This window comes from Microbispora oryzae (assembly GCF_017896165.1).
GTDB lineage: Bacteria > Actinomycetota > Actinomycetes > Streptosporangiales > Streptosporangiaceae > Microbispora > Microbispora oryzae.
On the sequence record NZ_JAFCNB010000002.1, the window covers coordinates 627,377 to 650,636 of the forward strand.

The following is a 23,260-nucleotide window of genomic DNA, read 5'->3' on the forward strand; positions in this document are numbered from 1 at the left end:
CGAGCGTGCGGGGCCGGATCGTTTTCCGGGGTGGTCAAACCACCGCGACCATCTGGATTCGGTAGCACGGAATTTACGAGGAGTTACTCCCAAGGAACACCACAATCGGCGCGCCCAACCGGAGCAGCAGGGGATGAGTGGCGGTAGGTTGCAGTCGACGGCACCCAGCCGGCTCGAAGGGCGAGGAGGAACGTGACCGAGGAAACCGAGACGCCTGCGGTGGATCTGACCGGGATTCGTGATGCTGTGAGTGTCCGGCTGCCGGCCGTGAGCGCCTATCTCTCCGTGCTGCGGACGGCCACCGCCGGGCTCGCCGCACGGCTCGACTTCACCCTCGACCAGATCGAGGACCTCCGCATCGCGGTGGACGAGGCGTGCGCCATGCTCCTGCGCCACGCCGTGCCGGGCACCGACCTGATCGCCGAGTTCGAGCTGACCGGCCAGGAGATGACCGTCCGGGTCGAGGTCAACACGCTCGGGGTCAGCTCCCCGAACCGGGAGGACTTCGCCTGGATGGTGCTGACGGCGCTGGCCGACGACGTGGACGCCACGTCGGAGAACGCCGACCACATGGCGATCGTGCTGCGTAAGCGGCGGAGCGCGGCGAGGCCGGCGTGACCGAGAGGACGAGTGCCATGGCCTCCGGCGACTCCGCGGTGCCCGACCGCGTGCGGGCGCGCACGCTCTTCGGGGAGCTGTCGGAGCTGCCGGCCGACGACCCGAGGCGCCAGCGCATCCGCGACGAACTGGTCGAGCTACACCTGCCGCTCGTCGAATATCTCGCGCGCCGCTTCCGGAACCGCGGGGAATGGCTCGACGATCTCACCCAGGTCGCCACGATCGGCCTCATCAAGTCGATCGACCGGTTCGACCTCGCCCGCGGCGTCGAGTTCTCCACGTACGCGACGCCGACCATCGTCGGCGAGATCAAGCGCCACTTCCGCGACAAGGGCTGGGCCGTGCGGGTCCCGCGCCGCCTGCAGGAGCTGAAGCTGTCGCTGACCAAGGCGATCAGCGAGCTGTCCCAGCGGGAGAGCCGGGCGCCCACGGTCGCCGAGCTCGCCGTCCACCTCGGGATGACCGAGGAGGAGGTGCTGGAGGGCCTGGAGTCGGCGAACGCCTACTCGACGGTCTCTCTGGACGCCCCCGACTCCGGTGACGACGACGCCCCGGCCGTGTCCGACTCGCTCGGCGTCGTCGACGAGTCGCTGGAGGGCGTGGAGTATCGCGAGTCGCTCAAGCCGCTGCTGGAGCGGCTGCCTCCGCGGGAGAAGCGCATCCTGCTGCTGCGCTTCTTCGGGAACATGACGCAGTCGCAGATCGCGACGGAGCTGGGCATCTCGCAGATGCACGTGTCCCGGCTCCTCGCCCGGACGCTGGCCCAGCTCCGCGAGGGCCTCACCGCGGAAGACTGACCGCCGGAGACTGAGCGGCCGCCGCCGGTCAGTGGGGCGACCCGCGGCCCGGCATGTCGTCCTCGCCCACCAGGGCCCGTGTCGAGGCGGGGGCGAGCAGCGCGGCCAGTGCGACGACGGCGGCCACCACGAGTGGCACGCCGTAGCCGTACTGACCACCCTGGATCAGGGTGATCGCCACCGGCACCACGAAGATCTGCGTCACCACGGCAGGTCCGCGGCTCCAGCGCAGGGCCTGCCACAGGCCCCAGGCGACCCAGAGCAGCGCGGCTCCGGCCACGACGGCGAGACCGGCTTCTGCGAGCGCGCTCACGAGGTCGGACGCTCTCGCGGTGAGCGTCTCCACGGCGACGTAGCCGCCCAGGGCGAGGGCGAGCAGGCCCTCGGCGGCGAGGACCGCCCCCGCCACGACGAGAGTGGCCGGGCGGCCGGTGGATGGGCTGATCACACCGCCCAACCTATCTGTACGGATGACCGCCCTTCCTCGCGGTGTCGGCCCGCGGCGGCGGTAAAGGGTTCGTTAGCCTTCAGGCATGCGGGCACTCCTCCTGGTCAATCCCAAGGCGACCTCGACGCACCGGCGCACCCGCGACGTGCTGATCCGGGCCCTCGGCGCGGCCGTCGACCTGTCCGTCGAGGAGACGGCCTACCGGGGGCACGCGAGCGTTCTCGCCGGATCGGCGCACGCCAAGGGATTCGACGCGGTGGCCGTGCTCGGCGGCGACGGGACGATCAACGAGGCGGTCAACGGCCTGCTCGTCGGGCAGCCCGACGCGCACGCGGGCGACCGGCCCGCGCTGATCGTGATCCCGGGAGGCAGCGCCAACGTGTTCGCCCGGGCGCTGGGCCTGCCGAGCAACTCGGTGGAGGCCACCGGCGCGGTGCTGGAGGCGCTCCGCGAGGGACGCGCCCGGACCATCGGGCTCGGACAGGCCATCTGGCACGACGAGGTTTCGGGTCCGGATCCGGGGGCAGATGCCCGACCTGACCATACAAGGTCTAGATATTTCACATTTTGTGCTGGTTTGGGATACGACGCGGAGGTCGTTCGCGCCGTCGAGGGCCTCCGGAGCGCCGGACTGCGGGCACGGCCGGCCCTCTACGTCAGCGCGGCGGTGCGGCACTTCTTCGTGACCGACCGCAGGCGCCCGGCTCTCCGGCTCACTCTGCCCCGGCGGCCGGAGGAGAGCGGGATATTCATGGCGATCGTGACCAACACGGCGCCGTGGACCTACGCCGGGGCCCGGCCCATCAACCCCACCCCGTGGGCCGGCTTCGACACCGGACTCGACGCGCTCGCGCTGCGCAGGATGGGCCTGCCCACCATCATGGGGCTGGTCCGGCAGATCGTCGGCGAGCGAGAGGGACTACTGAGAGGCAATCAGTTCGTTCAGCTCCACGACGAGAGCGAGTTCACGCTTTCCGCCACGCGGCCCGTAGCCTTCCAGCTCGATGGGGACTACCTGGGAGAACACGAGTGGGTGGTGTTCCGTTCTATCCCGGACGCATTACAAGTCCTGGTCTAGGGCGTTACATGTAGTCATAGTGTGACGCATCCGACAGCCACGGCGGGCAAAACCTTGTCCCAAACCTCTTGTGTGCAGTTGGCGAGGCTGAAAAGCTGACTGCGACGTCGGAACGTAGGACCTTTACCTCGGCCACAGCCGAGGTGAGGCGACTCCGGCGCGCACCCCGATGACCCGGCCCCAAACCCTGGATCCGGGTAAAACTTCGCTGTAGCTAGTGAAAGAGTTCACAAAGTGACGGCTATAGGAGCCACGGAGGCTCCACTTTACGAAGGAGTGGAACGCATGGACTGGCGCCACCGCGCTGCCTGCCGTGACGTGGACCCCGAGCTTTTCTTCCCGATCGGGAACACTGGTCCGGCGCTCATGCAGATCGAAGAGGCCAAGCAGGTCTGCCGCCGTTGCACGGTCTCCGAGTCGTGTCTCAGGTGGGCGCTCGAGTCCGGCCAGGACGCCGGGGTCTGGGGCGGCCTCAGCGAGGACGAGCGCCGCGCCCTGAAGCGCCGCACGGCCCGCGCCCGCGCCCGCGCCGCGGTCTGACCTCCTTCTCCTCCCCGATATTCGGTGAATGCCCCTGTGCGGCATTCACCGAGGTGGACGAGAACGACGCACCCCCCGCGCCGGCACTCCCCGACGAATCCCCGGCGCCCGCCCGGTCAGGTGGCCTGGACGGGAATGCTGAGCCCGACCTCCGTACCTCCGCCCGGTCTGCGGGCGATGGTGAGCCGTCCGGAGAGCTCACCCACCACGAGGGTCCGGACGATCTGCAGCCCGAGGCTGCCGGTCGCCTCCAGGTCGAATCCCTCGGGCAGGCCCTTGCCGTCATCCGCGACGACGACCTCCAGGCGGTCCGCGTCCCTGCTGACGACGACCTGCACGTTGCCGGACGAGTGCGAGAAGCCGTGCTCGACCGCGTTCTGCAACAGCTCGGTCAAGACCATCGCGATAGGTGTGGCGACCGCCGCGGGCAGCACGCCGAAGCTGCCGATCCGCTTGGGACTTATCTGCGCCACCGACACCTCGGCGGTCATCGAGATCACCCGGTCGGCGATGTCGTCGAACTCGACCCACTCCTCCGGCATCTGAGCCAGGATCTCGTGCACGATCGCGATCGAGCCGACCCGCCGGACCGCCTCGTTCAGCGCCTCCTGCCCCTCCGGGTTGTTGAGCCTGCGGGCCTGTAGCCGGAGCAGCGCGGCGACTGTCTGCAGGTTGTTCTTCACCCGGTGGTGGATCTCGCGGATGGTGGCGTCCTTGGTCAGCAGTTCCCGCTCGCGCCTGCGCAGCTCGGTGACGTCCCTGACGAGCACCAGCGCGCCGATCCGCACCTCCGCCACGATGAGCGGGATCGCCCGCAGTTGCACGACCGTGCCGCGGCGCTCCACCTCGGTCTCCCGCGGCGTCCTGCCGCTGGCCACCAGCATCAGGTCCTCGTTGATGGGCTCGTCCGAGTAGCACAGGTCGGCGGTCGTCGTGCCGAGATCCGCCCCGACGAGGTCGGCGTGCAGGCCGAGCCGCCGGTAGGCCGACAGGGCGTTCGGCGAGGCGTACGTGACCCGCCCGGACTTGTCCAGGCGCAGCAGGCCGTCGCCGACCCGGGGCGACCTGACCAGGATCGGCTCCTCCCCGGCGAAGGGGAACCGTCCCTCGGCGACCATCTGGGCGAGGTCGGACGCGCTCTGCAGGTAGGTCAGCTCCAGCCGCGAGGGCGTGCGCGCCGACGAGAGGTTGGTGGAGCGCTGGATGACACCGATGATCGCGCCGCCGACGCCGCGCCGCACCGGGATGGTCTCCTCCCGGACGGGCACCCCGCTCGACCAGTCCGGATCGCCCTCGCGGCAGATGCGGTGCTCGGTCCAGGCGATCTCGATCAACGGGCGCTCGCCGCGCTCCACGACCAGGCCCACGACGTCGTCGTGGTAGACGGTCGGGCCCGTGGTGGGCCGCATCTGCGCGACGGCGAGCCAGCCCTTCCCGCCCTGCGCGGGGACCCAGAGGATGAGGTCGGCGAACGACAGGTCGGCGAGAAGCTGCCAGTCGGACACCAGGGAGTGGACCCAGTCGAGGTCGGCGGGGTCGAGCGCGGTGTGGCGGGACACCAGGTCGCTGAGAGTCGGCACGAGTGCATGATGCGACGACATCCCGTCCTGAGGCGAATCGACCATCACGAACTGGCAGGATGCACTCCATGACACGGCCGATCACCAGACTGCGCCGGGCCGCCGCCGAGCGCGAGGCGGCCGGTCTGCGGCGCGCGTTGTGCCCGCGCGCCCCCGGCCACGACGGTCTGCTCGACCTCGCCTCCAACGACTACCTGGGCCTTTCCAGGGACGAACGGCTGGTCGAGGCGGCCGTCCGCACGAGGGCCGCGGAGGTGGCCGCGATCATCCGCGAGCTGGGCCTGACGGGAGTCCCGGCGGCCGCGGTGGTGCCGGTCGTGCTGGGGCCCGCGCGCGCGGCGGTGGAGGCCGCCGCGCCCTGCGCGGACCTGGGAGTGCGCGTCGGGTGCTTCCGCCCGCCGTCGGTCCCGGACGGCCGGTCGTGCCTGAGGTTGACCGCGCGGGCGGATCTGCGGTCCGATGATCTCGCGGCGGTCAGGAACGCTCTCACCGCCGTGGCCAAGGCGAAGGTGGACAGGTGACGGAGCATAGTGAGAGCCCGCCGCGGGTGCCCAAGTACTACGACGTTAAGCGGAACCTGCTGGAGCTCACCAAGAGCCTTCCGCCCGGCAGCGCGCTCCCTCCCGAACGGACCCTGGCGGTGCGGTTCGAGACCTCGCGGACGACCGTCCGGCAGGCCCTTTCCGAGCTCGTCGTCGAGGGACGGCTGCTGCGCATCCAGGGCAAGGGCACGTTCGTGGCCCAGCCCAAGGTCGCCCAGGTGCTCCAGCTCACCTCGTACACGGGTGATCTGCGGACGGTGGGCCTCGAACCCGACACCAAGATCCTCGACCTCAGCTACGTCACGGCCGACGAGGCCCTCGCCCGGCGGCTGGCGATCAGCCCCGGCAGCCGGGTCCTGCGGATCCACCGGCTGCGGCTGGCGAACGGCGAGCCGATGTCGATCGACACCACCCACCTGTCCGCCCGGAGGTTCCCCCGCCTCCGGCGGGAGCTCGAGGTGAACGCGTCGCTCTACGAGACGCTGCACAACGCCTACGACGTGCGGCTCACCGACGCCGAGGAGGTCATCGAGACCGTCCTGGCCACGCCGTACGACGCCCAGGTGCTCGGCGTCGACGTCGGGCTGCCGATGCTGCTGCTGACCCGGCACGCGTTCGACGCGGACGGCAACCCGGTCGAGTACGCCCAGTCGCTCTACCGGGGCGACCGGTACAAGTTCGTCACCCGCCTGCGCCGGCCCTGACCGGGGCCGGCCGGGCGGCTTTCTCCCCGTGTCGTCACGCCGGGCCCGCCGGCGCGGCTCTACGCTGCGGGGGGTGAGCATTCTGGTTGTCACGGGCACCGACACCGGCGTCGGCAAGACGGTCGTCACCGCGGCCCTGGCCGCCCTGGCCCGGGAGCGGGGGGCGGCCGTCGCCGTCGTGAAACCCGCGCAGACGGGGGCGGCCGAGGGCGAGCCGGGAGACCTCGACGAGGTGATCCGGCTGTCCGGGGTGACCACGACGTTCGAACTGGCCCGCTATCCCGACCCGCTCTCCCCCGCCGCCGCGGCCCGGGTGAGCGGTCTGCCTCCCCTCTCGACGGAGGCGTTGGCGGCGCGCGTCGAGGAGCTGGCCGAGTCGCACCGGCTGGTCCTCGTCGAGGGCGCCGGCGGCTTGCTGGTCCGGTACGACGAGGAGGGCGCCACAATCGCCGGCCTCGCCCGGCGGCTGCGCGCGCCGGTGCTGGTGGTGGTCCGGGCGGGGCTGGGCACGCTGAACCACACGGCCCTGACGCTGGAGGCGATGGCCGGGCGCGGCGTCGATCTCGCGGGCGTCGTGATCGGCTCCTGGCCGGCCGATCCGGGCGTGGCCGAGTGTTCCAACGTCGCCGACCTGGAGACCCTGGCCGCCCGGCCGCTGTCCGGAGCCCTCCCCGAGGGCGCGGGCGGCCTCGATCGGGCGGCGTTCGCGCGGGCGGCGCGGATCGGGCTCGCCCCCGCCTTCGGCGGAGTGTTCGACCCGGCGGCGTTCCGCGCCGCCCTCAGGCTTCCGCTGTGACCCGGCGGCCCCTCTGTCGCGACCGAGACCAGGAGCGCATGTGAACACCGACGTTCTCGACATCGCCCGCGCCCAGGTGCTCGGCGAGGGCCGGGGGCTCGACGCCGCCCGGGCGCTCGAGTGCCTGCGGCTGCCGGACGACCGCGTGCCCGACCTGCTGGCCCTGGCCCACGAGGTCCGCATGAAGTGGTGCGGCCCGAGGTCGAGGTCGAGGGCATCGTCTCGCTCAAGACCGGCGGCTGCCCGGAGGACTGCCATTTCTGCTCCCAGTCCGGGCAGTTCTCCTCCCCCGTGCGCGCGGCCTGGCTCGACATCCCTTCGCTGGTCAGGGCCGCGGTCGAGACGGCGGCGACCGGGGCGAGCGAGTTCTGCGTCGTGGCCGCCGTCCGGGGGCCGGACCGGCGGCTCATGGACCAGGTACGCGAGGGCGTCCGGGCGATCCGGGAGGCCGTCGACATCAACGTGGCCTGCTCGCTCGGCATGCTGACCCGTGAGCAGGCCGGCGAGCTGGCGCCCGACGAGGTGCCGCTCAACTTCCTCAATCCCCGCCCGGGCACGCCGCTGGCCGGCCGGAGGCCGGTCGAGGGCGCCGAGGCGCTGAAGACCATCGCGACCATCGCCGACCTCAAGATGCCGATCAAGGCCCTCTCCGCGACGCTCTGCGCCGATCGTTCATGAAAGGGACCATCTGTGGCAGGGTGCCCATAGACGAGCGGAAGGCCGTACACGGTCGGGAAAGGCGCGATACGGATGAACGACGATAAGCCGGGCGGGCCGGTGCTGGCCGTCATGGGAGTGACCGGCTCGGGAAAGAGCACGGTGGGCGTGGCCCTCGCCCGGCGCCTCGGAGTCCCCTTCGCCGACGCCGACGACTTCCACAGCGCGGCCAACATCGCCAAGATGAGCGCGGGCGTCCCCCTGGACGACGAGGACCGCGTTCCGTGGCTGCGGGCGATCGGCGCCTGGCTCGCCGCGCACTCCGCGGGCGGCGGTGTCGCCACCTGCTCGGCGCTGCGGCGCCGTTACCGCGACGTCCTGCGCGAGGCCGCGCCCGGTGTGACCTTCGTCCACCTCGCCGGCGACCCGGCGCTCGTACGACCCCGGGTGGCCGGGCGGGCGGGACATTTCATGCCGGTGTCGCTGGTCGACTCCCAGTTCGAGACGCTCGAACCCCTCCAGCCCGACGAGCGGGGCATCGTGCTCGATCTCGGCCGGCCCGTCGAACGGCTCGTGGACGACTATCTCGCGGCGGCCGACCGGCTCCGGGCCTCGTGACCGCGGACCTCGGAGACCACGAGCCTCCGTGACACGCCGTACGGAGAGTGTTACCGGACGGGTTTCTGGGCAGGACAGGCGGACCGACAGCTTCTGTCCGCACAAGTGACTGACTGGTAGGTTCACGGCATGGAGTCCCCCAAGCACGCCGGCGATGTCGCGGTCGCCGTTTCCCAGGCCTATGGCGTCGACACGATGTTCACGCTTTCCGGCGGGCATGTCTTCCCGCTGTACGACGGGGCCGTCCATCAGGACATGCGCATTCTCGACGTGCGTCACGAGCAGAGCGCCGTCTTCGCCGCCGAGGCGACCGCCCGGCTGACCCGCAGGCCGGGCTTGGCCGTGCTGACCGCGGGCCCTGGCGTCACCAACGGCGTGTCCGGGGTCGCGACCGCCCACTTCAACGGATCACCGGTCGTCGTGCTCGGCGGCCGCGCACCGCGCTCTCGCTGGGGCTCCGGCGCGCTGCAGGAGATCGATCACCCGCCTCTGCTCGCACCGGTGACCAAGCTGGCGTTCACCGGCTCGGGCGCGGACGCGATCGGGCAGGACGTCGAGATGGCCTTCCGCACGGCCCTCGCCCCTCACCGCGGCCCGGTCTTCCTCGACGTGTACATGGACGACCTGTTCGCCCCCTCGACCGGCGAGTACGACGCCCAGACCCTCACCCCCTCCCCGCTCGAACCCGACCCCGACGCGCTCGCCGAGATCGCCCGTCTGCTCGCCGAGGCCGAGCGGCCGGTGCTGGTCTACGGCTCCGACGTGTGGATGGACCGGGCCGAGGAGGCCGCCCGCGACTTCGCCGAGGAGTGGCGGCTGCCGGTGATCCCGAACGGCCAGGGCCGGGGCATCCTGCCCGCCGGGCACGACCTGCTGGTGTCGAGGGCCCGGGGACAGGCCTTCAGCCAGGCCGACCTCGTCGTCGTGGTCGGCACGCCGCTCGACTTCCGCCTCGCGTACGGGTGGTTCGGCGGGCGGGACGGCGCCCCGCTCGCCCGGGTGGTCCACATCGTGGACGCGCCGTCCCAGCTCGCCACCCACACCGGCCTGGCCGGTTCGGCCGCCGGAGACCTGTCGCTCGTCTTCTGGGGCCTCAGCGCCGCCTGCGCCACGGCCGGAGTCAACCCCGCCTCGTGGGCCCCCTGGGCGTCCGGGCTCGCGGAGGCAGCGGCGGCCGCCATCGCCGACGACACCCCGCTGCTGGAGTCCGACGCCGACCCGATCCACCCCATGCGGATCTACGGCGAGCTGGGCCGGGTCCTCGCCGACGACGCGGTCGTCATCGGAGACGGCGGCGACTTCGTGTCCTACGCCGGCAAGTACGTCGAGCCGCGCCGCCCCGGCCACTGGCTCGACCCCGGTCCGTACGGCTGCCTCGGCACCGGCCTCGGCTACGCCATCGCCGCCCGCCTCGCCCGGCCGTCCTCGCAGATCGTGCTGCTGCTCGGCGACGGCGCCGCCGGATTCTCACTGATGGACGTCGACACGCTGGTGCGCCACCGCCTGCCGGTCGTCATGATCTGCGGCAACAACGGCATGTGGGGGCTGGAGAAGCACCCGATGCAGATGCTCTACGGCTACGACGTGGCCGCCGAGCTGCAGCCGCAGTGCCGCTACGACCAGGTGGTCACCGCCCTCGGCGGCGGCGGGGAGCTCGTCACCTCACCTGAGGAGATCGGCCCGGCGCTGCGGCGCGCCTTCGACTCCGGCGTGCCCTACATGGTGAACGTCGCGACCGACCCGCGGATCGCCTACCCGCGCAACACGACGGGCGTGTGATCGCCCGGTTCCGGCCCGGGACGCGACCCGGGCCGGAACCCCGCCGTCAGGGCGTCGGGCTGCCGGACGGGCGGGGGCTCGCCCCGGTCGCCGACGGCGAGGGCGACGAGCACAGCTTGCGGGGCACGGTGAGCTTCACGACGGAGCCCTCGGGACGGGACGTCCCGGCGGCGGGATTCTGGGCGCTGACGGGCCCGTAGCACTGGCCCACGTCACCGGCGCGGACCACCGCGCCCTTGAGCCCCACCTTCGCCAGCCGGGCCAGCGCCGTGCTCTCCGGGACGCCCGTCACCGCGGGCACCTTGACCTGCGCCGCGCTCGGGCTCGGCGACGGTGAGGGAGACGGCGCCACGGAGGGCGACGGCGAGGGGCTCCGTGAGGGCCTGGGCGAGGGACGGCCCGGAACGTGGCCGACGTGCGCCGGGGCGGAGGGGCTGGCCACGGGCGAGCGCCGCGGCGGCCGGGTCGACGGCACCTCGGCCGGGGAGGTGTTGTCCACATTGAGCGAAGGCGCGGGAGACGGCGCGGGCTCCCCCTGCCCGGCCGAGGCCAGGGCGTTGACGCCGACGACGGCGAGCCCGGCCGCGACGACGACTCCGGCGACCCCCGCGACGATCGGGCCGCCCCGTTTTCTGCGCCCGGCCCGGCCCGCCCGGCGTCCGGACCGGGGGCCGGACGGCGCGCCTCCGGCGACCGTCGTGGCCGAAGTGGCCGGGGCGGCCGGCCCGTCGTTCCAGTCCTCCCTTGTCACCCGGTAGGTGCCGGTGACCATGTGCGCCTCGGTGCGGACGGGGTCGACCGTTCCGGGGCGCGCGAAGGCATCCTGGGGGTGCGCGCCCGGCGCGGGACCCGATCCCAGGTCGAGCGCGGCGGCCATCCCCGCCTGGCCGTAGCCGGGAGCGGCGCCGGTCTCCGCGGGCGCGCCGGGAAGCTGCACGGACTGCCGGGCCGCCTGGCTCATCGCCGCCGCCGACGGCCACCGCCGGGCCGGATCCTTCGACATGGCCCGCTCGACGATCGCGCGGACCGCGGGCGGGACGTCCGGGGGCAGTGGCGGCGGCTCCTCGCGGATGTGCTTGAGGGCGATCGCCACGGGCGTGTCGCCGTCGAAGGGGCGGTGGCCGGCGAGGCACTCGTAGGCCACCACGCCCAGCGCGTAGATGTCGACGGCGGGCGTGACCGGCGCCCCCTCCGCCTGCTCCGGCGCGCAGTACGCCGCCGTGCCGAGCACCATGCCCGCGTCGGTGAGCCGGCTGTTGGCGTCGGCCCTGGCGATACCGAAGTCGGTGAGCACCAGCGTGCCGTCGGACCGGACCAGGAGATTGCCCGGCTTGATGTCGCGGTGGACGATGCCCCGCTCGTGAACGGCCTGGAGCGCCGCGGCCGCCTGCGCGATGAGCTCCATCGCCGGCTCGGGGCGGATGCGGCCGAGCCGCGTCAGGAGGCGGTCGAGGGGCTCCCCGTCCACGAACCGCATCACCAGATAGGCGGTCGGGCCGTCGCCGGGCACATCGGTGACGCCGTAGTCGTAGACGTCGACGACACCCGGATGGTTGACCGTCGCCATCGCCCGCGCCTCGCCCTGGAACCGTACGGCGAAACCGGGGTCGTCGAGACGGCCGGGGAGCAGCACCTTCACGGCGACGGTGCGCGCGAGCACCATGTCCTCGCCGCGCCACACCTCGCCCATACCCCCGGCACCGAGCCGGGCATCTAGACGGTAGCGCCCAGCCAGGGTCATACCACCCGCAACCATTTGCGCCCCGTACCCCCTAAGTCACTACGACCCCCGAAGATGTCCAACAAAGCAGTTTTGTGTCGCCAGGACATAACGACAGGATCACGGAAGCCTGAAGGAAGGGAGCCCTCCGGGCACAGGGGGTCGGATGCCGAGCCTATCGTCTAACCGTCCGTGGTGCCGTGCGCCGGGCAGTAAGCGGACCAGCTCCGCGGCGTCACCTGGACGATCATCCGGCGCCGGCAGCTCGGACAGTAGCGCGGCGGCTCCATCGCCCGAGCGGCACGGCAGTCCGCATGATCACCGTCGTCGGCCGGGAGGCCGCAGTGATCGCAGTAGAGATCCACGGTCCACCACCCTAGCCGTCGGTCGTCTCGCCGTTCCGGGTTCCCGCGAAGCGCGGCACGCGGCCCCCTGGGGGGCGGCCCGGACGCCGTGGGAGCGCAGGCCAATAGGCTTGCGCACATGAGTCTTGCTGCAGGTCTGCGCGCCAGCGTCCTCATCATGGTCGAGCGGTCGGACACCGCGATCAGGGTGGGCAGCGGCGACGTGCCCGTGCTCGGGACGCCCAGGCTGCTGTCCTTCGCCGAGGGGACCACGGTGAAGGCGGTCCAGCGTCACCTGGAGCCCGGCCAGACCACCGTGGGGACGAAGGTCCACCTCGAACACAGGCTCCCGAGCCCCGTCGGCATGCACGTCGAGATCAATGCCGAACTGACCGAGGTGGACGGCAGACGGCTGGTCTTCTCCATCATCGCGGTGGACAAGACCGGCGCCGTGGTGGCCACCGGGACGATCGAGCGCGTCATCGTCGACCGGGAGAGGTTCCTGGCACGGCTGTGACCCGCTGACCGCTACTCGCCGGCCAATACCCGCCGGCCCGCTACTCGATGACCGCTACTCGATGACCGCGATGAGGTCGCCCTCCTGGATGACGTCACCCTCGGCGACCTTGATCTGCACGACGGTGCCGGAGTCTTCGGCGATGACCGGGATCTCCATCTTCATCGACTCCAGGATGACGAGCGTGTCGCCCTCCTCGATCGCGTCACCCTCGTTCACGACCACTTTCCACACGCTGGCCACCATCTCGGCGCGCACTTCGGCCATGCCGGGGCTCCCCTCAAAGCAGATCAGACTCGCCGCACGCGTGACACGAGCCCGTTGGCGACAAGAACCGGATCGAGCACGCAGCCAACCCTATGGTGATCGGTGTCCCCGCCCTCGCATGCGTTAAGACGAGACGCGACGGACGAATCTGTAGGGTCGCCACAACATCACCCGCCGCTGCGTTGCCGTCCGACCCCGTCGGTCACGACATCTGCTGCAGGCAGGCCGCTACAACCGGGCGACCAGCACCAGCCGGTCGACCACCCGGGCCATCGCCTCGACCACCACGGGGTCGTACGCCGTCCCGCCGTCCAGCCGCACCCGTTCGAGGGCGGCCGCCGCTCGGTCGCGGTCGCTGGATCCGCCCACCAGGTCGTCGTACGCGTTGGCCGCGCGGATGATGCGGCTGGCGAGGGGCGGGCCGTCGCCGACGGGGTCGCACTGCCGCCGGACGATTTCGGCCACCGCGTGCAGGACGCCGGTCTTCCTGATCACTTCGGCGCCCAGCTCGGCGATGCGCTTGGCCTGGGCCGGATCGGCCAGCACCGTGGCCCCGCCGGGGATGGGATCGCGTAGGGAGAGCTGCCCGATGTCGTGCATGAGCGCCGCGTACTCCAGTTCGAGCAGCTGCGGCTCGGACAGGCCGAGCTCGCGGCCGATGGCCAGGGAGAGCTGGCTCACCCGGCGCGAGTGGCCCGGCTCGACGTAGCCGCCGACCTCGGTCACCCTGCTCAGCGCCCGGACGGTCTGGAGGTAGGTGGCCCGGATGCCGGCGTACTTGCGGAAGGCCACCTGCGTCACCAGCAGGGGCGCGGCGAACGCCGGCAGCGCCGTCATGTCCATGCTGTGCGAGGCCAGCGCGAGCAGGATGCCGGACGCGGCGACGGCCGTGCCGAGCGGCCCGCCCATCCGGATCTCGTCCCGTACGGCGACCCCGATGGCGGTCCTGACCTGGCCGGCCCGGAGCATCGCGGCGATCACGAGATCGGCCGCGAGCATGACGGTCACGAGCACCGCCATCACGCCGAGGGCGGGCCACCAGTTGCCGCCGGCCGCCTTCTCGTACAGGGATCCGGCCAGCGGCCGGTACGCGAAGGACACCAGCGACCCGGCGAGAAGCCTGCGAGCCATCGCGTCGAGGCGGGGCGGGCGCCCGACCGCGATGTGCGGCAGCCCACCCGTGATCATCCCGACCGCCATCACCGCCACGACCTGGAGCGCCGGCTGCCCGGCCTGGCGACCGCCCACGTCGAGCAGCAGGGCGTAGCCGAGCGCGGCCGCGGTGGAGACGGGGGCCACCTCCCGGTTGCCCGGCATCGTGAGCCGGGCGAGCTCACCCGCCGCGATCAGCGCGCCGAAACCTATCGCCACCTGGGGCGCCACCAGTCCGGTCGCCGCCGTGTGCGAGATCGCGGCGACGGTCAGCATCCCGGCCGCGCAGATCAGCAGGAGCTGACCGGAGTCGAGGCCCTGCGAGGGCCGCACGGCGGCCAGCCTCCGCTCCCTCATCGCTCCGACACCACCTGGATCGGCGTGGTCGGGTCGTCGTGGTCCTTCATCGTGGTCTCGATGGGGACGTCGTCGGGCGGGGGCGCCACGGTCGCCGGTGGGTGCCAGCCGTCCCGGTCCAGCGCCGTGACGAACGCGTCGACCATGACGGGGTCGAACTGGGTGCCGGCGTTCTTGCGCAGCTCCGCGACGGCCGTCTCGATCGGCTTCGCCCTGCGGTACGACCGGTCGGACGTCATCGAGTCGAAGGCGTCCGCGACCGCGATGATGCGGGCGAACTCCGGGATCTCCATGCCGGCCAGGCCCATCGGATAGCCCTTGCCGTCGAGCCGCTCGTGATGATGCATGATCCCCGCGTACGCCTCGTCCAGGAAGTCGATCCCGCGCACGATCTCCAGCCCGCGCATCGGGTGGAGCTGGATCGCGGCGAACTCCTCCTCGGTGAGCCTGCCGTCCTTCTGCAGCACCTTTGTGGGCACGCCGAGTTTGCCGACGTCGTGCAGCATGCCCGCGTAGCGGATGGCGCGCAGCCGCTCGATCCCCATGCCGACCTCCTCGGCGATCATGGAGGACGCGGCCGACACGCGCGTGCAGTGGCCCCGCGTGTAGTAGTCCTTGGTCTCCACCGCCTGGCACAGCGCGGCGATCGTCGCGTCGTACGAGCGCTGCTCGGCGTGGTAGTGCCCCAGCGCCCAGCGGGCCACGAAGAGCGGCAGCAGCACGAGCACGGTCGAGATCGACTGGACGGTCGACCACAGCGCGGCGATGAGGAGCCCGAACGTCGCGTAGCCGATGTACGAGACGAGGAACTGCACGATCACGCGCAGCGAGACCTGGTCTCTGGCCACGACGGCGGCGAGCCGCAGCATCACGGCCGTCAGCGCGAAGTTGCCGGCCACGAAGGCCGCCGTGGCCGCCGCGTACGGAAGCAGGATGCCGGGGAAGTCGGAGACCTCGGGCAGGCCGGGCCGGCCGCCCGCCCCCGCGTACGCCCAGCCGGCGGCGTAGCCGCAGATGGCGTACTGGGCGCCGTTGAACAGCCGTTTCACCAGGGCGAGGCTCGGACGGACGCTGAGGCAGGCGGTCAGGCCGACGAGGGCCGCTCCCGCGGGCCCGATCAGGACCACGGCCGCCAGCGCGGCGGAGTAGCTGACCGAGACCGCCACCTGAGGGATGTTGAGCAGGGTCGGCACCGACTCGCACAGCAGAAAGAGAAGCGCCAGCACCAACAGGGTGGACCAGTCGATGCCGGCGAGCGCGTCGGGGACCAGGGCGCCGCGGACGAGCAGGAGGGCGGCGGTCCCGATTACCGCGACGAAGTAGACCTTGGCAGGCCACGGCAGTTCCCGCAATGCGGCCACCTCAGGTGAGTACGGAACCCCGTGGGCCCCTTCGCCCTCGGCTCAGGCGAGGAGGCCACGGGCATGACCTCGCGAGTGTCGGCCGGTGGCCTAGATCCAGGAGATACCCGGCGTTCCTGCGATCGCGCCGCCCAGAGCGATCACCGGAGCGAGCAGCGTCAGCGCCACCAGCAGTCTGGCTAGGGTCTTCCTGTACATTGCCGCCTCCACGTCGATTCGCCCCTCAGGCTACAGAAGCGGGGAACGGCCGGTCAGGTGGGACGCACCTTCGCAGCCAAACCGTAACCAAGCCATCACACCCCGTGTGATTGCCCTGCTTCGTCCCGCTTGGGGCGAGCCCTCGCTCAGTCGGCCATCTCCGTGCGGGCCTGCCGGATGCGGACGAGGACGCGGGCGCGGAGATCCTGGGGAACCGGATCACATCCGCAGTGCTTGGCCACGAGCCGCTTGACCGTCTCCTCAAGGCCGTACTCCTCGAGGCAGTGGCCGCACTCGTCCAGGTGTTTCCTGATCTCGGCGCACCGCTCGCCGTCGAGCTCGCCGTCCAGATAGGTGTAAACCCAGTCGAGCACGTCGCTACACGGCGTGTCGTGGTGGTTCCCGCAGCTCATCGCTCCTCCTGCCCAAGCGAATCATCGAGGCCTCCGCCGCGGGAGTCCGGCCGCACAAGTCCGCGGTCGCGCGCGTAGTCCTGGAGTTGTCCCCGCAACTGGCGGCGCCCCCGGTGGAGACGCGACATCACGGTCCCGATCGGAGTGCCCATGATCTCGGCGATCTCCTTGTACGGGAACCCTTCGACGTCGGCCAGGTAGACCGCGATGCGGAACTCCTCGGGAAGCGCGGCGAGCGCGTCCTTCACGTCGCTGTCGGGAAGGTGTTCCAGCGCCTCGATCTCGGCGGACTTGAGCCCCGTGGACGTGTGCGACTCGGCCCGTGCGAGCTGCCAGTCCTCGATCTCCTCGGAACCGGCCTGCTTGGGCTCCCGCTGCTTCTTCCGGTAGCTGTTGATGAAGGTGTTCGTGAGAATGCGGTAGAGCCAGGCCTTGAGGTTCGTCCCCTCCTGGAACTGGTGGAACGACGCGAAGGCCTTGGCGAAGGTCTCCTGCAGGAGATCCTCCGCGTCGGCTGAGTTACGGGTCATCCGGAGCGCGGCGGAGTAGAGCTGGTCGAGATACGGCATGACATCGCGCTCGAACCGCTCACTACGCTGCTCCAGAGTCTCCTCGGCTGTCTTGGAGACCGGACCCACCTCCTTCAGGACGCCGTCACCAGCCGAGGATACCGGGCCGATGCGGACGAGCCTGCCGAGGGCTTCTGGCGGCGCCAACGTCTTCACGCCCTCTGCAACAGGGTGGGCGTAGAGTCTGTTCCCGGTGCAGATTGATGTGACGATCGACCTCCTGCGGGGAAAAAAACAGGCACCGGCTGGTAGCCCGGAAACCGTGTGTTCGCTATCTCCTGCCGCTCTCGAGATAGCCATAGTCCAGGAGCCGCTCGTGCTGCCTATTCCGGCCAGTGAACTGAATGGCTCGGGCACCCTCGGGCCGTACTGGACCTTCTATCGGGCCGTCGCGGCCGAGCAGTTGCGGCAGTGGCTTCCCGGCACGCCGTCCCTGCTGCTCGACCTATCGGGCGGGCGCGGCCGGTGGCCCGCCCAGATGACGCGCGCCGGTCACCGGATCATCGAGGTGATGGACTTCCGCAGGCCTCCCGACCGCGGGCTGCACGACGTGTCGAGGCGCGTCCAGAAGGTCCGCGCCGACACTCTCGGCTTCCTGCCGGACGAATCGGTCGACGGGGTGCTCGCCGAAGAGCGGGTGCTGTCCGTCGAAATCATGGCCGAGTCGGTGATCGAGGACGTGGCGCGGGTGCTGAAGCCGGGCGGCCGGGCGCTGCTGTGCGTCGACTCGCTGGTGCTCGGCATGGCCATCCTCGCCGAGCAGAACTACTGGGCCCACCTGTGCCAGACCGGCGAGGTCATGCTGATCCCATGGCCCGACGGGAGCATCACCCGCTGCTTCACCAGCCAGCAACTCCGCGAGCTGATCACCGGCGCCGGGCTGGAGGTCGACTGGATCCGCCCGCGGACCGTCCTGTCCCCCTCGACGGTCGACCACGTGCTCGGCTCCGGGAACCAGTCCCTGTCCTGGCTGGTGCGCACCGAGCTGGAAACCCAGGCCGACGGCGACGACACTGTCGGCATCCATCTGGTGGCGAGCGCGCGCAAGCCCGGCTAAGCGCCGCAGTCACAGAGGCGGCGCGAACCGGGCAGCAGCCAGGCGAACCGGGCAGCCGCGGACCTGGTACGCCGGTCAGCGGCGCCGTTCCGCGCGCGACTGGCACTGCACGCAGCGGGCCGCCTCCGGCCGGGCCTCCAGCCTGCCCTCGGGAACGGGTCTGCCGCAGTCGACGCAGCGCCCGTATCCACCGTCGTCCAGGCGCCTGAGCGCGGCGAGCACGGCCATGCGGTGCCGGGCCGCGGCGTCGATCATGGCGCGGGTGCGGTCGGCGTCGGTGAGGCCCGCGCCCGCGTCCGCCGCCGACCTCTCCTTCGGGGCGGCCGGATCCGCCCCCAGCACCAGGATCGACTTGTCGAGCTCTTGGAGCATGCTTTCCAGGCGCATACGCGCGGTCGCGTCGTCCACGACTCGGCACCTCCGGGACGGGGGGACACCCGCCGGGAGCCCCGGTCTCCGGGCGGGTCAGCGGTCGTTCACCTGATGTGCACCGCTTTCTTCATCGAATGCCCACTTCACGACCTGGTTACACCGGTGGAGTTCACAGCGACGCGGGGGCGTCCCCGCTGTCCTCCAGCGGCTCGAGCAGTTCCGGCCCGTTGTTGCGGACGTTGTTGACGGCGGACGACACCGCGTACGCCTCCAGCCGGTCGGGGCTCGCCGGCACCAGCAGATCGGACGGGTCGCGCAGGTCGGGGTCGAGCCAGTCGGCCCACCGCTCGGGCTCGACCATCATCGGCATCCGGTCGTGGATGCGGCCCAGCCGGTCCGCCGCCGTCGTGGTGATGACGGTGCACGTGCACAGCCACTTCAGCGGGTCGTCGTCGTCGCGGCCCGGGTCCTTCCAGAACTCGTACAGCCCCGCCATCGCGAGCAGGCCGCCGCCGGCCGGATGGATGAAGTACGCCTGCTTCTTCTTCCCGCCCTCCAGCGGCATCCACTCGTAGTAGCCGTCGGCGGGCAGCAGGCAGCGACGCGACGCGAAGGCCCTGCGGTACGACGGCTTCTCCCGCACCGTCTCCACCCGGGCGTTGATCATCCGGGAGCCGACGGAGGGGTCCTTCGCCCAGCTCGGCACCAGCCCCCACCGGACGGTGCGGAGCTGGCGGACGGGCCGCTCCGCCTTCTCCCCGTCTCCGGTCTTCGGGGCGCGGCACATCACCGCGTAGACGTTCTTCGTGGGCGCCACGTTGTAGTCGGGCCTGAGCTCGGTCTCCGGGGCCCCGTCGAGCTCGACCTGGAACTCCTCAAGGAGCTCCTGCTTCTTCCGCGCCGACGCGTACCTGCCGCACATGCCCCCAAGACTGCCATTCCGATCGCGACCGCGCGCGCTCCCCGGCCGCCGAGGCGCTCCCGATAAACTTGCGGCATGGCATCCGCGCAGACTCCGGCCCCCGGGGCCGCACCTCACTGGCCCGCGCCGACGGCCCCCGGACCGGTCCGCGCGACCGTCCGCCTGCCCGGTTCCAAGTCGGTGACCAATCGGGCACTGCTGCTCGCCGCGCTCGCCGAGGACCCTGGTTCCGTACGTCTCGCGCTGCGCAGCCGGGACGCCGACCTCATGGTCGCGGCACTGCGGTCGCTGGGCACGGAGCTGACCGCCTCGGGCGAGACCCCGTCGGGGGTCGACTGGGCCGTCACCCCTCGTCCGCTGCGCGGCGGCGTGTCGATCGACGTCGGCCTGGCCGGGACGGTCATGCGGTTCGTCCCCCCCGTGGCGGCGCTCGCCGACGGCCCGGTCTCCTTCGACGGCGACGCTCATGCCCGGAAGCGTCCGATGGGCCCGATCCTCGGGGCGCTGCGCGCGCTCGGCGCCGAGATCGACAACGACGCGCTGCCGTTCACCGTCCGCGGCCCGGTCGCGGGCGGCGAGGTCGTGCTCGACGCCTCGGTGTCCTCCCAGATGGTGTCCGGCCTGCTGCTCGCCGGGGCCCGGTTCGACAAGGGCCTCACGGTACGGCACGACGGTCCGCCGGTGCCGTCGATGCCGCACATCGAGATGACGGTGCGGATGCTGCGCCAGGCCGGGGTCGAGGTGGACGACGGCGTCCCCGACGTGTGGCGGGTAGAGCCGGGACCGATCCTGGCGCGTGACCTCACGGTCGAGCCGGACCTGTCGAACGCCGCGCCCTTCCTCGCGGCCGCGCTGGTCACCGGCGGCACGGTCGTCGTCCCCGACTGGCCGGAGGACACGACGCAGGGGGGCGACCGGCTCCGGGAACTGCTGGCCGCGATGGGCGGCTCCGTGACCCGGGTGCCTGAGGGCCTCCAGGTCAGCGGTTCCGGTCGCATCCAGGGCATCGACGTCGATCTGCGCGACGTGAGCGAGCTGACCCCGACCATCGCCGCCCTCGCCGCGCTGGCCGACGGTCCGTCGCGGATCAGCGGCGTCGCCCACATCCGGGGCCACGAGACCGACCGCATCGCCGCGCTGGCGGCCGAGATCAACCGGCTGGGCGGCGACGCCGGGGAGACCGACGACGGTCTGGTGATCCGTCCGAGGCCGCTGTCCGGAGGCGTCTTCCACAGCTACGCCGACCATCGGATGGCCACCGCGGGAGCGGTCATCGGCCTGGCCGTCCCCGGTGTGGAGGTGGAGGACATCGCCACGACCGGCAAGACGCTGCCCGAGTTCCCCCGCATGTGGGCCGCGATGCTGGGTGGCACAGGGTGACGGACGGCCTGCCGCCGCGCCGCCGCGCCCGCGCGAGACGATCGGGGCGCCGACACTGAAGAAGCGACAGTACGACGAGGACGACGTCAGGATCCGGCCCGGCAAGGGGTCGCGGCCCCGGACGCGGACCCGTCCTGCCCACAGCGAGGCGGTGGCGGGCTTCGTGGTGACGGTCGACCGCGGGCGGTACACCTGCCTGGTCGGTCACGACGACGTGGCCCTGCCCGGCGCGGCGTCACACGACGGGCCGCGTCCCCGGGGCGCGCGCTCGTCGCGGGAGCCGGAACCCGTCCTCGTCGTCGCCATGAGGGCGCGTGAGCTTGGCCGCAAGGGCATCGTGGTCGGCGACCGGGTGGCGCTGGTCGGCGACGTGTCGGGCCGGCCGGACACGCTGGCCCGGATCGTCCGCGTCGAGGAGCGCGTCTCGATGCTGCGGCGCAGCGCGGACGACACCGACGAGATCGAGCGGCCCGTCGTCGCCAACGCCCATCAGCTCGTGATCGTGACCGCGCTGGCGGACCCGCCGCCGCGTCCCCGGATGATCGACCGCCTGCTGGTCGCGGCGTTCGACGCGGACATCGAACCGCTGCTGTGCCTCACCAAGGCCGATCTCGCGCCGGCCGGCGAGCTGGTCTCCCTGTACGCCCCGCTCGGCGTGCCGTACGTCGTGGTGAGCAAGGGAGGCCCGCTCGACGAGCTCCGCGAACGGCTGACCGACCGCATCAGCGTTCTGGTGGGCCACTCCGGCGTCGGCAAGTCGACCCTCGTCAACGCTCTCGTCCCGCACGCCAGGCGGGCGGTGTCGGACGTCAACGCGGTGACCGGGCGAGGCCGGCACACCTCCACCTCCGCCCTGGCTCTGCATCTGCCCGAGGGCGGCTGGATCATCGACACGCCGGGCGTGCGCAGCTTCGGTCTCGGGCACGTGGCGGTGGAGAACGTGCTCGTGGCCTTCCCCGACTTCAACGAGGCCGCGGTCGACTGCCCGAAGGGCTGCACACATCTGGGCGGCGACTGCGCGCTCGACCGGTTCGTGGCCGAAGGGCACGCCGACCCGGCCCGGCTGGAGTCGCTGCGGCGGCTGCTGGCCAGCCGGGAGGGGACCGACGAGGACTGATCCGCGTCAGCGGTCAGCGGTTGGGGCGAAGGGTCCAGGACACGGTCATGCGCGCCACGGCGACGCCCGCGCCGTCGCCGATCTCCACGTCGACCTCGAACTCGGGCCGCTCCCCCGCGTCGAGCCGGGCGACGACCGCCTCGCGCTCGGCCCGTAGCGTCGCGGTGGCCGTCACCTCGCCCATGGCCAGGCGCAGATAGCCGATCTCGGCCCGCGTGGCGAGCGGGACGGCGCGGGCGAGCTGGTCGCCGAACGCCGACAGCATGGCCGCGCCCGAGGCCGTCTCGGCGAGGGTGAACAGGGCTCCGGCGTGCGGGCCGCCCACGTGGTTGTGCAGATCGTCGCGGTCGGGCATGCGCGCGACGGTCGTGCCCGGCCCGACGGAGTCGAACGATATGCCGAGCAGGCGGGCGAACGGGACGCTGTCGAGGAGGAAGGCGGCGATGTCCATGACCAGATGTTACCGGCCAGTAGCCACCAGGCCGATCATACGCCTGATGCGATCGGGCACCGGCGCGATACCTTGGGGCCTGTGATGGGATACAGCGACGATCTGCGCCTCGCGCACGTGATGGCGGACGCCGCCGACGACATCACGATGCGCCGTTTCAAGGCCGTCGACCTGAAGGTCGACACCAAGCCCGACCTCACTCCGGTCAGCGACGCCGACCGGGCGGTCGAGGAGGCCATCCGCGGCACGCTGCGCCGGGCCCGCCCCCGTGACGCGATCATGGGTGAGGAGTACGGCATGACCGGCTACGGCATGCGCTCCTGGATCGTCGACCCCATCGACGGTACGAAGAACTACGTGCGCGGCGTCCCCGTGTGGGCCACGCTCATCGCCCTGATGGAGCGGGGCGAGATCGTCGTCGGCGTGGTCTCCGCCCCGGCCCTCGGCCGCCGCTGGTGGGCCGCCAAGGAGGGCGGCGCCTGGACGGGCCGCAGCCTGACCAAGGCCACCCGGTGCCAGGTGTCCTCGGTCGGCCGCCTGGAGGACGCCTCGCTGTCCTTCTCCGATCTGGACGAATGGGAGAAGGCCGGCCGGTTCGACGGATTCCTCGGCCTCACCCGCGACGTCTGGCGCAGCCGCGGTTACGGCGACTTCTGGTCCCACGTGCTGGTCGCCGAGGGCGCCGTGGACATCTCCGCCGAGCCCGAACTGTCCCCGTGGGACATGGCCGCGCTGACCGTCATCGTCGAGGAGGCGGGCGGCGCCTGCACCGCGCTCGACGGCGGCAAGCCCCTGGACGGCGGCAGCCTCGTCTGCTCCAACGGACTGCTGCACGGCGAGACGCTCAAGCGCCTGGCGCGCCCCTGAGCCCGCCCGGCCGGGCGGTGCGGCAGAGGTATTCACGGG

General features: G+C 71.7%; 27 protein-coding genes. 15 read left to right on the forward strand and 12 right to left on the reverse strand.

Annotation, left to right across the window (positions count from 1 at the left end; genetic code table 11):
* The first annotated feature begins 192 nt into the window (after nucleotides 1–192).
* Together JOL79_RS06300 and JOL79_RS06305 are read left to right on the forward strand one after the other, a co-directional pair.
* Complete coding sequence (locus tag JOL79_RS06300) at nucleotides 193–618, forward strand: ATP-binding protein (protein WP_210154677.1); 426 nt, start codon at nucleotides 193–195, stop codon at nucleotides 616–618.
* A 17-nt stretch (nucleotides 619–635) separates the two neighbouring features.
* Entirely contained in the window at nucleotides 636–1,415 is a 780-nt protein-coding gene (locus JOL79_RS06305; protein WP_210154756.1) for an RNA polymerase sigma factor SigF, read from the forward strand.
* 28 nt (nucleotides 1,416–1,443) lie between these two features.
* Here JOL79_RS06305 and JOL79_RS06310 read toward each other — a convergent pair whose 3' ends face one another.
* Nucleotides 1,444–1,863: a hypothetical protein gene (locus tag JOL79_RS06310; protein ID WP_307848351.1), complete on the reverse strand. Its 420-nt coding sequence runs from the start codon at nucleotides 1,861–1,863 to the stop codon at nucleotides 1,444–1,446.
* A gap of 85 nt (nucleotides 1,864–1,948) precedes the next feature.
* On the opposite strand from JOL79_RS06310, the gene JOL79_RS06315 reads away from it, so the two are divergent.
* Both JOL79_RS06315 and JOL79_RS06320 read left to right on the forward strand, forming a co-directional pair.
* On the forward strand, nucleotides 1,949–2,941 hold the full coding sequence (locus tag JOL79_RS06315) for a diacylglycerol/lipid kinase family protein (protein WP_210154678.1): 993 nt from the start codon (nucleotides 1,949–1,951) through the stop codon (nucleotides 2,939–2,941).
* Nucleotides 2,942–3,226: 285 nt separating this feature from the next.
* Nucleotides 3,227–3,481 carry a WhiB family transcriptional regulator gene (locus JOL79_RS06320; RefSeq protein ID WP_210154679.1) on the forward strand — a complete coding sequence of 85 codons (255 nt, stop codon included), beginning with the start codon at nucleotides 3,227–3,229 and terminating at the stop codon, nucleotides 3,479–3,481.
* A gap of 116 nt (nucleotides 3,482–3,597) precedes the next feature.
* On the opposite strand, the gene JOL79_RS06325 is transcribed toward JOL79_RS06320, so the two are convergent.
* Nucleotides 3,598–5,061: a GAF domain-containing sensor histidine kinase gene (locus tag JOL79_RS06325; protein WP_210154680.1), complete on the reverse strand. Its 1,464-nt coding sequence runs from the start codon at nucleotides 5,059–5,061 to the stop codon at nucleotides 3,598–3,600.
* Between the two features lie 68 nt (nucleotides 5,062–5,129).
* Here JOL79_RS06325 and JOL79_RS06330 point away from each other — a divergent pair, with 68 nt between their 5' ends.
* The 6 genes from JOL79_RS06330 to JOL79_RS06355 all read left to right on the forward strand — a co-directional run bounded on the left by JOL79_RS06330 (nucleotide 5,130) and on the right by JOL79_RS06355 (nucleotide 10,157).
* Nucleotides 5,130–5,582 (forward strand): hypothetical protein, encoded by a 453-nt coding sequence (locus tag JOL79_RS06330; protein ID WP_210154681.1) that lies wholly within the window; start codon nucleotides 5,130–5,132, stop codon nucleotides 5,580–5,582.
* Nucleotides 5,579–6,307: a GntR family transcriptional regulator gene (locus tag JOL79_RS06335; RefSeq protein WP_210154682.1), complete on the forward strand. Its 729-nt coding sequence runs from the start codon at nucleotides 5,579–5,581 to the stop codon at nucleotides 6,305–6,307. Before JOL79_RS06330 ends, JOL79_RS06335 begins: the two co-directional genes overlap by 4 nt.
* 73 nt (nucleotides 6,308–6,380) lie before the next feature.
* Nucleotides 6,381–7,103 carry a dethiobiotin synthase gene (gene bioD, locus JOL79_RS06340; protein ID WP_210154683.1) on the forward strand — a complete coding sequence of 241 codons (723 nt, stop codon included), beginning with the start codon at nucleotides 6,381–6,383 and terminating at the stop codon, nucleotides 7,101–7,103.
* Nucleotides 7,104–7,289: 186 nt separating this feature from the next.
* Nucleotides 7,290–7,781 (forward strand): biotin synthase BioB, encoded by a 492-nt coding sequence (locus JOL79_RS06345; protein ID WP_230984251.1) that lies wholly within the window; start codon nucleotides 7,290–7,292, stop codon nucleotides 7,779–7,781.
* A 72-nt stretch (nucleotides 7,782–7,853) separates the two neighbouring features.
* A complete protein-coding gene (locus tag JOL79_RS06350) occupies nucleotides 7,854–8,378 on the forward strand; it encodes a gluconokinase (RefSeq protein WP_210154684.1) in 525 nt (174 codons plus the stop codon).
* Between the two features lie 129 nt (nucleotides 8,379–8,507).
* Nucleotides 8,508–10,157: an acetolactate synthase gene (locus JOL79_RS06355; RefSeq protein WP_210154685.1), complete on the forward strand. Its 1,650-nt coding sequence runs from the start codon at nucleotides 8,508–8,510 to the stop codon at nucleotides 10,155–10,157.
* Between the two features lie 46 nt (nucleotides 10,158–10,203).
* Here the strand turns inward: JOL79_RS06355 and JOL79_RS06360 are convergent, their stop codons facing one another.
* Both JOL79_RS06360 and bsaP read right to left on the reverse strand, forming a co-directional pair.
* Nucleotides 10,204–11,913, reverse strand: coding sequence for a protein kinase domain-containing protein (locus tag JOL79_RS06360; protein WP_210154686.1), 1,710 nt, complete (start codon nucleotides 11,911–11,913; stop codon nucleotides 10,204–10,206).
* 146 nt (nucleotides 11,914–12,059) lie between these two features.
* Nucleotides 12,060–12,401, reverse strand: a complete 342-nt coding sequence (bsaP, locus tag JOL79_RS35955; RefSeq protein ID WP_443674002.1) for a biotin synthase auxiliary protein BsaP — start codon at nucleotides 12,399–12,401, stop codon at nucleotides 12,060–12,062.
* Here bsaP and JOL79_RS06365 point away from each other — a divergent pair.
* On the forward strand, nucleotides 12,361–12,738 hold the full coding sequence (locus JOL79_RS06365) for a thioesterase family protein (protein WP_210154687.1): 378 nt from the start codon (nucleotides 12,361–12,363) through the stop codon (nucleotides 12,736–12,738). The genes bsaP and JOL79_RS06365 overlap by 41 nt on opposite strands.
* A gap of 54 nt (nucleotides 12,739–12,792) precedes the next feature.
* Here JOL79_RS06365 and JOL79_RS06370 read toward each other — a convergent pair whose 3' ends face one another.
* The 5 genes from JOL79_RS06370 to JOL79_RS06390 form a co-directional block, all read right to left on the reverse strand.
* A complete protein-coding gene (locus tag JOL79_RS06370) occupies nucleotides 12,793–13,005 on the reverse strand; it encodes a biotin/lipoyl-binding carrier protein (RefSeq protein WP_210154688.1) in 213 nt (70 codons plus the stop codon).
* Between the two features lie 228 nt (nucleotides 13,006–13,233).
* Nucleotides 13,234–14,514, reverse strand: a complete 1,281-nt coding sequence (locus JOL79_RS06375) for an HD-GYP domain-containing protein (protein WP_210154689.1) — start codon at nucleotides 14,512–14,514, stop codon at nucleotides 13,234–13,236.
* A complete protein-coding gene (locus JOL79_RS06380) occupies nucleotides 14,511–15,866 on the reverse strand; it encodes an HD-GYP domain-containing protein (protein ID WP_210154758.1) in 1,356 nt (451 codons plus the stop codon). Before JOL79_RS06380 ends, JOL79_RS06375 begins: the two co-directional genes overlap by 4 nt.
* Nucleotides 15,867–16,219: 353 nt before the next feature.
* The gene (gene rsrA / locus JOL79_RS06385) at nucleotides 16,220–16,486 is read right to left on the reverse strand and encodes a mycothiol system anti-sigma-R factor (RefSeq protein ID WP_210154690.1); all 267 of its coding nucleotides are present in this window, start codon (nucleotides 16,484–16,486) and stop codon (nucleotides 16,220–16,222) included.
* Nucleotides 16,483–17,124 carry a sigma-70 family RNA polymerase sigma factor gene (locus JOL79_RS06390; protein ID WP_307848357.1) on the reverse strand — a complete coding sequence of 214 codons (642 nt, stop codon included), beginning with the start codon at nucleotides 17,122–17,124 and terminating at the stop codon, nucleotides 16,483–16,485. Before JOL79_RS06390 ends, rsrA begins: the two co-directional genes overlap by 4 nt.
* Before the next feature lie 247 nt (nucleotides 17,125–17,371).
* Here JOL79_RS06390 and JOL79_RS06395 point away from each other — a divergent pair, with 247 nt between their 5' ends.
* Nucleotides 17,372–18,112 carry a class I SAM-dependent methyltransferase gene (locus tag JOL79_RS06395; protein ID WP_210154691.1) on the forward strand — a complete coding sequence of 247 codons (741 nt, stop codon included), beginning with the start codon at nucleotides 17,372–17,374 and terminating at the stop codon, nucleotides 18,110–18,112.
* A 75-nt stretch (nucleotides 18,113–18,187) separates the two neighbouring features.
* Here the strand turns inward: JOL79_RS06395 and JOL79_RS06400 are convergent, their stop codons facing one another.
* Nucleotides 18,188–18,520: a TraR/DksA family transcriptional regulator gene (locus JOL79_RS06400; RefSeq protein WP_210154692.1), complete on the reverse strand. Its 333-nt coding sequence runs from the start codon at nucleotides 18,518–18,520 to the stop codon at nucleotides 18,188–18,190.
* 133 nt (nucleotides 18,521–18,653) lie between these two features.
* Nucleotides 18,654–19,406: an SOS response-associated peptidase gene (locus JOL79_RS06405; RefSeq protein ID WP_210154693.1), complete on the reverse strand. Its 753-nt coding sequence runs from the start codon at nucleotides 19,404–19,406 to the stop codon at nucleotides 18,654–18,656.
* A gap of 75 nt (nucleotides 19,407–19,481) precedes the next feature.
* Between JOL79_RS06405 and aroA the strand changes: the two genes are divergently transcribed.
* Nucleotides 19,482–20,786: a 3-phosphoshikimate 1-carboxyvinyltransferase gene (gene aroA, locus JOL79_RS06410; RefSeq protein ID WP_210154694.1), complete on the forward strand. Its 1,305-nt coding sequence runs from the start codon at nucleotides 19,482–19,484 to the stop codon at nucleotides 20,784–20,786.
* A gap of 55 nt (nucleotides 20,787–20,841) precedes the next feature.
* Entirely contained in the window at nucleotides 20,842–21,903 is a 1,062-nt protein-coding gene (rsgA, locus tag JOL79_RS06415; RefSeq protein WP_210154760.1) for a ribosome small subunit-dependent GTPase A, read from the forward strand.
* A gap of 13 nt (nucleotides 21,904–21,916) precedes the next feature.
* Here the strand turns inward: rsgA and JOL79_RS06420 are convergent, their stop codons facing one another.
* Entirely contained in the window at nucleotides 21,917–22,354 is a 438-nt protein-coding gene (locus JOL79_RS06420) for a DUF4442 domain-containing protein (RefSeq protein WP_210154695.1), read from the reverse strand.
* Nucleotides 22,355–22,438: 84 nt separating this feature from the next.
* On the opposite strand from JOL79_RS06420, the gene hisN reads away from it, so the two are divergent.
* Nucleotides 22,439–23,221 (forward strand): histidinol-phosphatase, encoded by a 783-nt coding sequence (gene hisN, locus JOL79_RS06425; RefSeq protein WP_230984390.1) that lies wholly within the window; start codon nucleotides 22,439–22,441, stop codon nucleotides 23,219–23,221.
* The last annotated feature ends 39 nt before the right edge of the window (nucleotides 23,222–23,260 follow it).

Bases quoted from the DNA above. Each gene is read 5' to 3' on its own strand.
- JOL79_RS06305 (WP_210154756.1), top strand. From the start codon at position 636: ATGGCCTCCGGCGACTCCGCGGTGCCCGACCGCGTGCGGGCGCGCACG.
- JOL79_RS06315 (WP_210154678.1), top strand. From the start codon at position 1,949: ATGCGGGCACTCCTCCTGGTCAATCCCAAGGCGACCTCGACGCACCGG.
- JOL79_RS06320 (WP_210154679.1), top strand. From the start codon at position 3,227: ATGGACTGGCGCCACCGCGCTGCCTGCCGTGACGTGGACCCCGAGCTT.
- JOL79_RS06330 (WP_210154681.1), top strand. From the start codon at position 5,130: ATGACACGGCCGATCACCAGACTGCGCCGGGCCGCCGCCGAGCGCGAG.
- JOL79_RS06350 (WP_210154684.1), top strand. From the start codon at position 7,854: ATGAACGACGATAAGCCGGGCGGGCCGGTGCTGGCCGTCATGGGAGTG.
- JOL79_RS06355 (WP_210154685.1), top strand. From the start codon at position 8,508: ATGGAGTCCCCCAAGCACGCCGGCGATGTCGCGGTCGCCGTTTCCCAG.
- JOL79_RS06360 (WP_210154686.1), bottom strand. From the start codon at position 11,913: ATGGTTGCGGGTGGTATGACCCTGGCTGGGCGCTACCGTCTAGATGCC.
- JOL79_RS06365 (WP_210154687.1), top strand. From the start codon at position 12,361: ATGAGTCTTGCTGCAGGTCTGCGCGCCAGCGTCCTCATCATGGTCGAG.
- bsaP (WP_443674002.1), bottom strand. From the start codon at position 12,401: ATGATGAGGACGCTGGCGCGCAGACCTGCAGCAAGACTCATGTGCGCA.
- JOL79_RS06370 (WP_210154688.1), bottom strand. From the start codon at position 13,005: ATGGCCGAAGTGCGCGCCGAGATGGTGGCCAGCGTGTGGAAAGTGGTC.
- JOL79_RS06375 (WP_210154689.1), bottom strand. From the start codon at position 14,514: ATGAGGGAGCGGAGGCTGGCCGCCGTGCGGCCCTCGCAGGGCCTCGAC.
- rsrA (WP_210154690.1), bottom strand. From the start codon at position 16,486: ATGAGCTGCGGGAACCACCACGACACGCCGTGTAGCGACGTGCTCGAC.
- JOL79_RS06405 (WP_210154693.1), bottom strand. From the start codon at position 19,406: ATGTGCGGCAGGTACGCGTCGGCGCGGAAGAAGCAGGAGCTCCTTGAG.
- aroA (WP_210154694.1), top strand. From the start codon at position 19,482: ATGGCATCCGCGCAGACTCCGGCCCCCGGGGCCGCACCTCACTGGCCC.
- JOL79_RS06420 (WP_210154695.1), bottom strand. From the start codon at position 22,354: ATGGACATCGCCGCCTTCCTCCTCGACAGCGTCCCGTTCGCCCGCCTG.
- hisN (WP_230984390.1), top strand. From the start codon at position 22,439: ATGGGATACAGCGACGATCTGCGCCTCGCGCACGTGATGGCGGACGCC.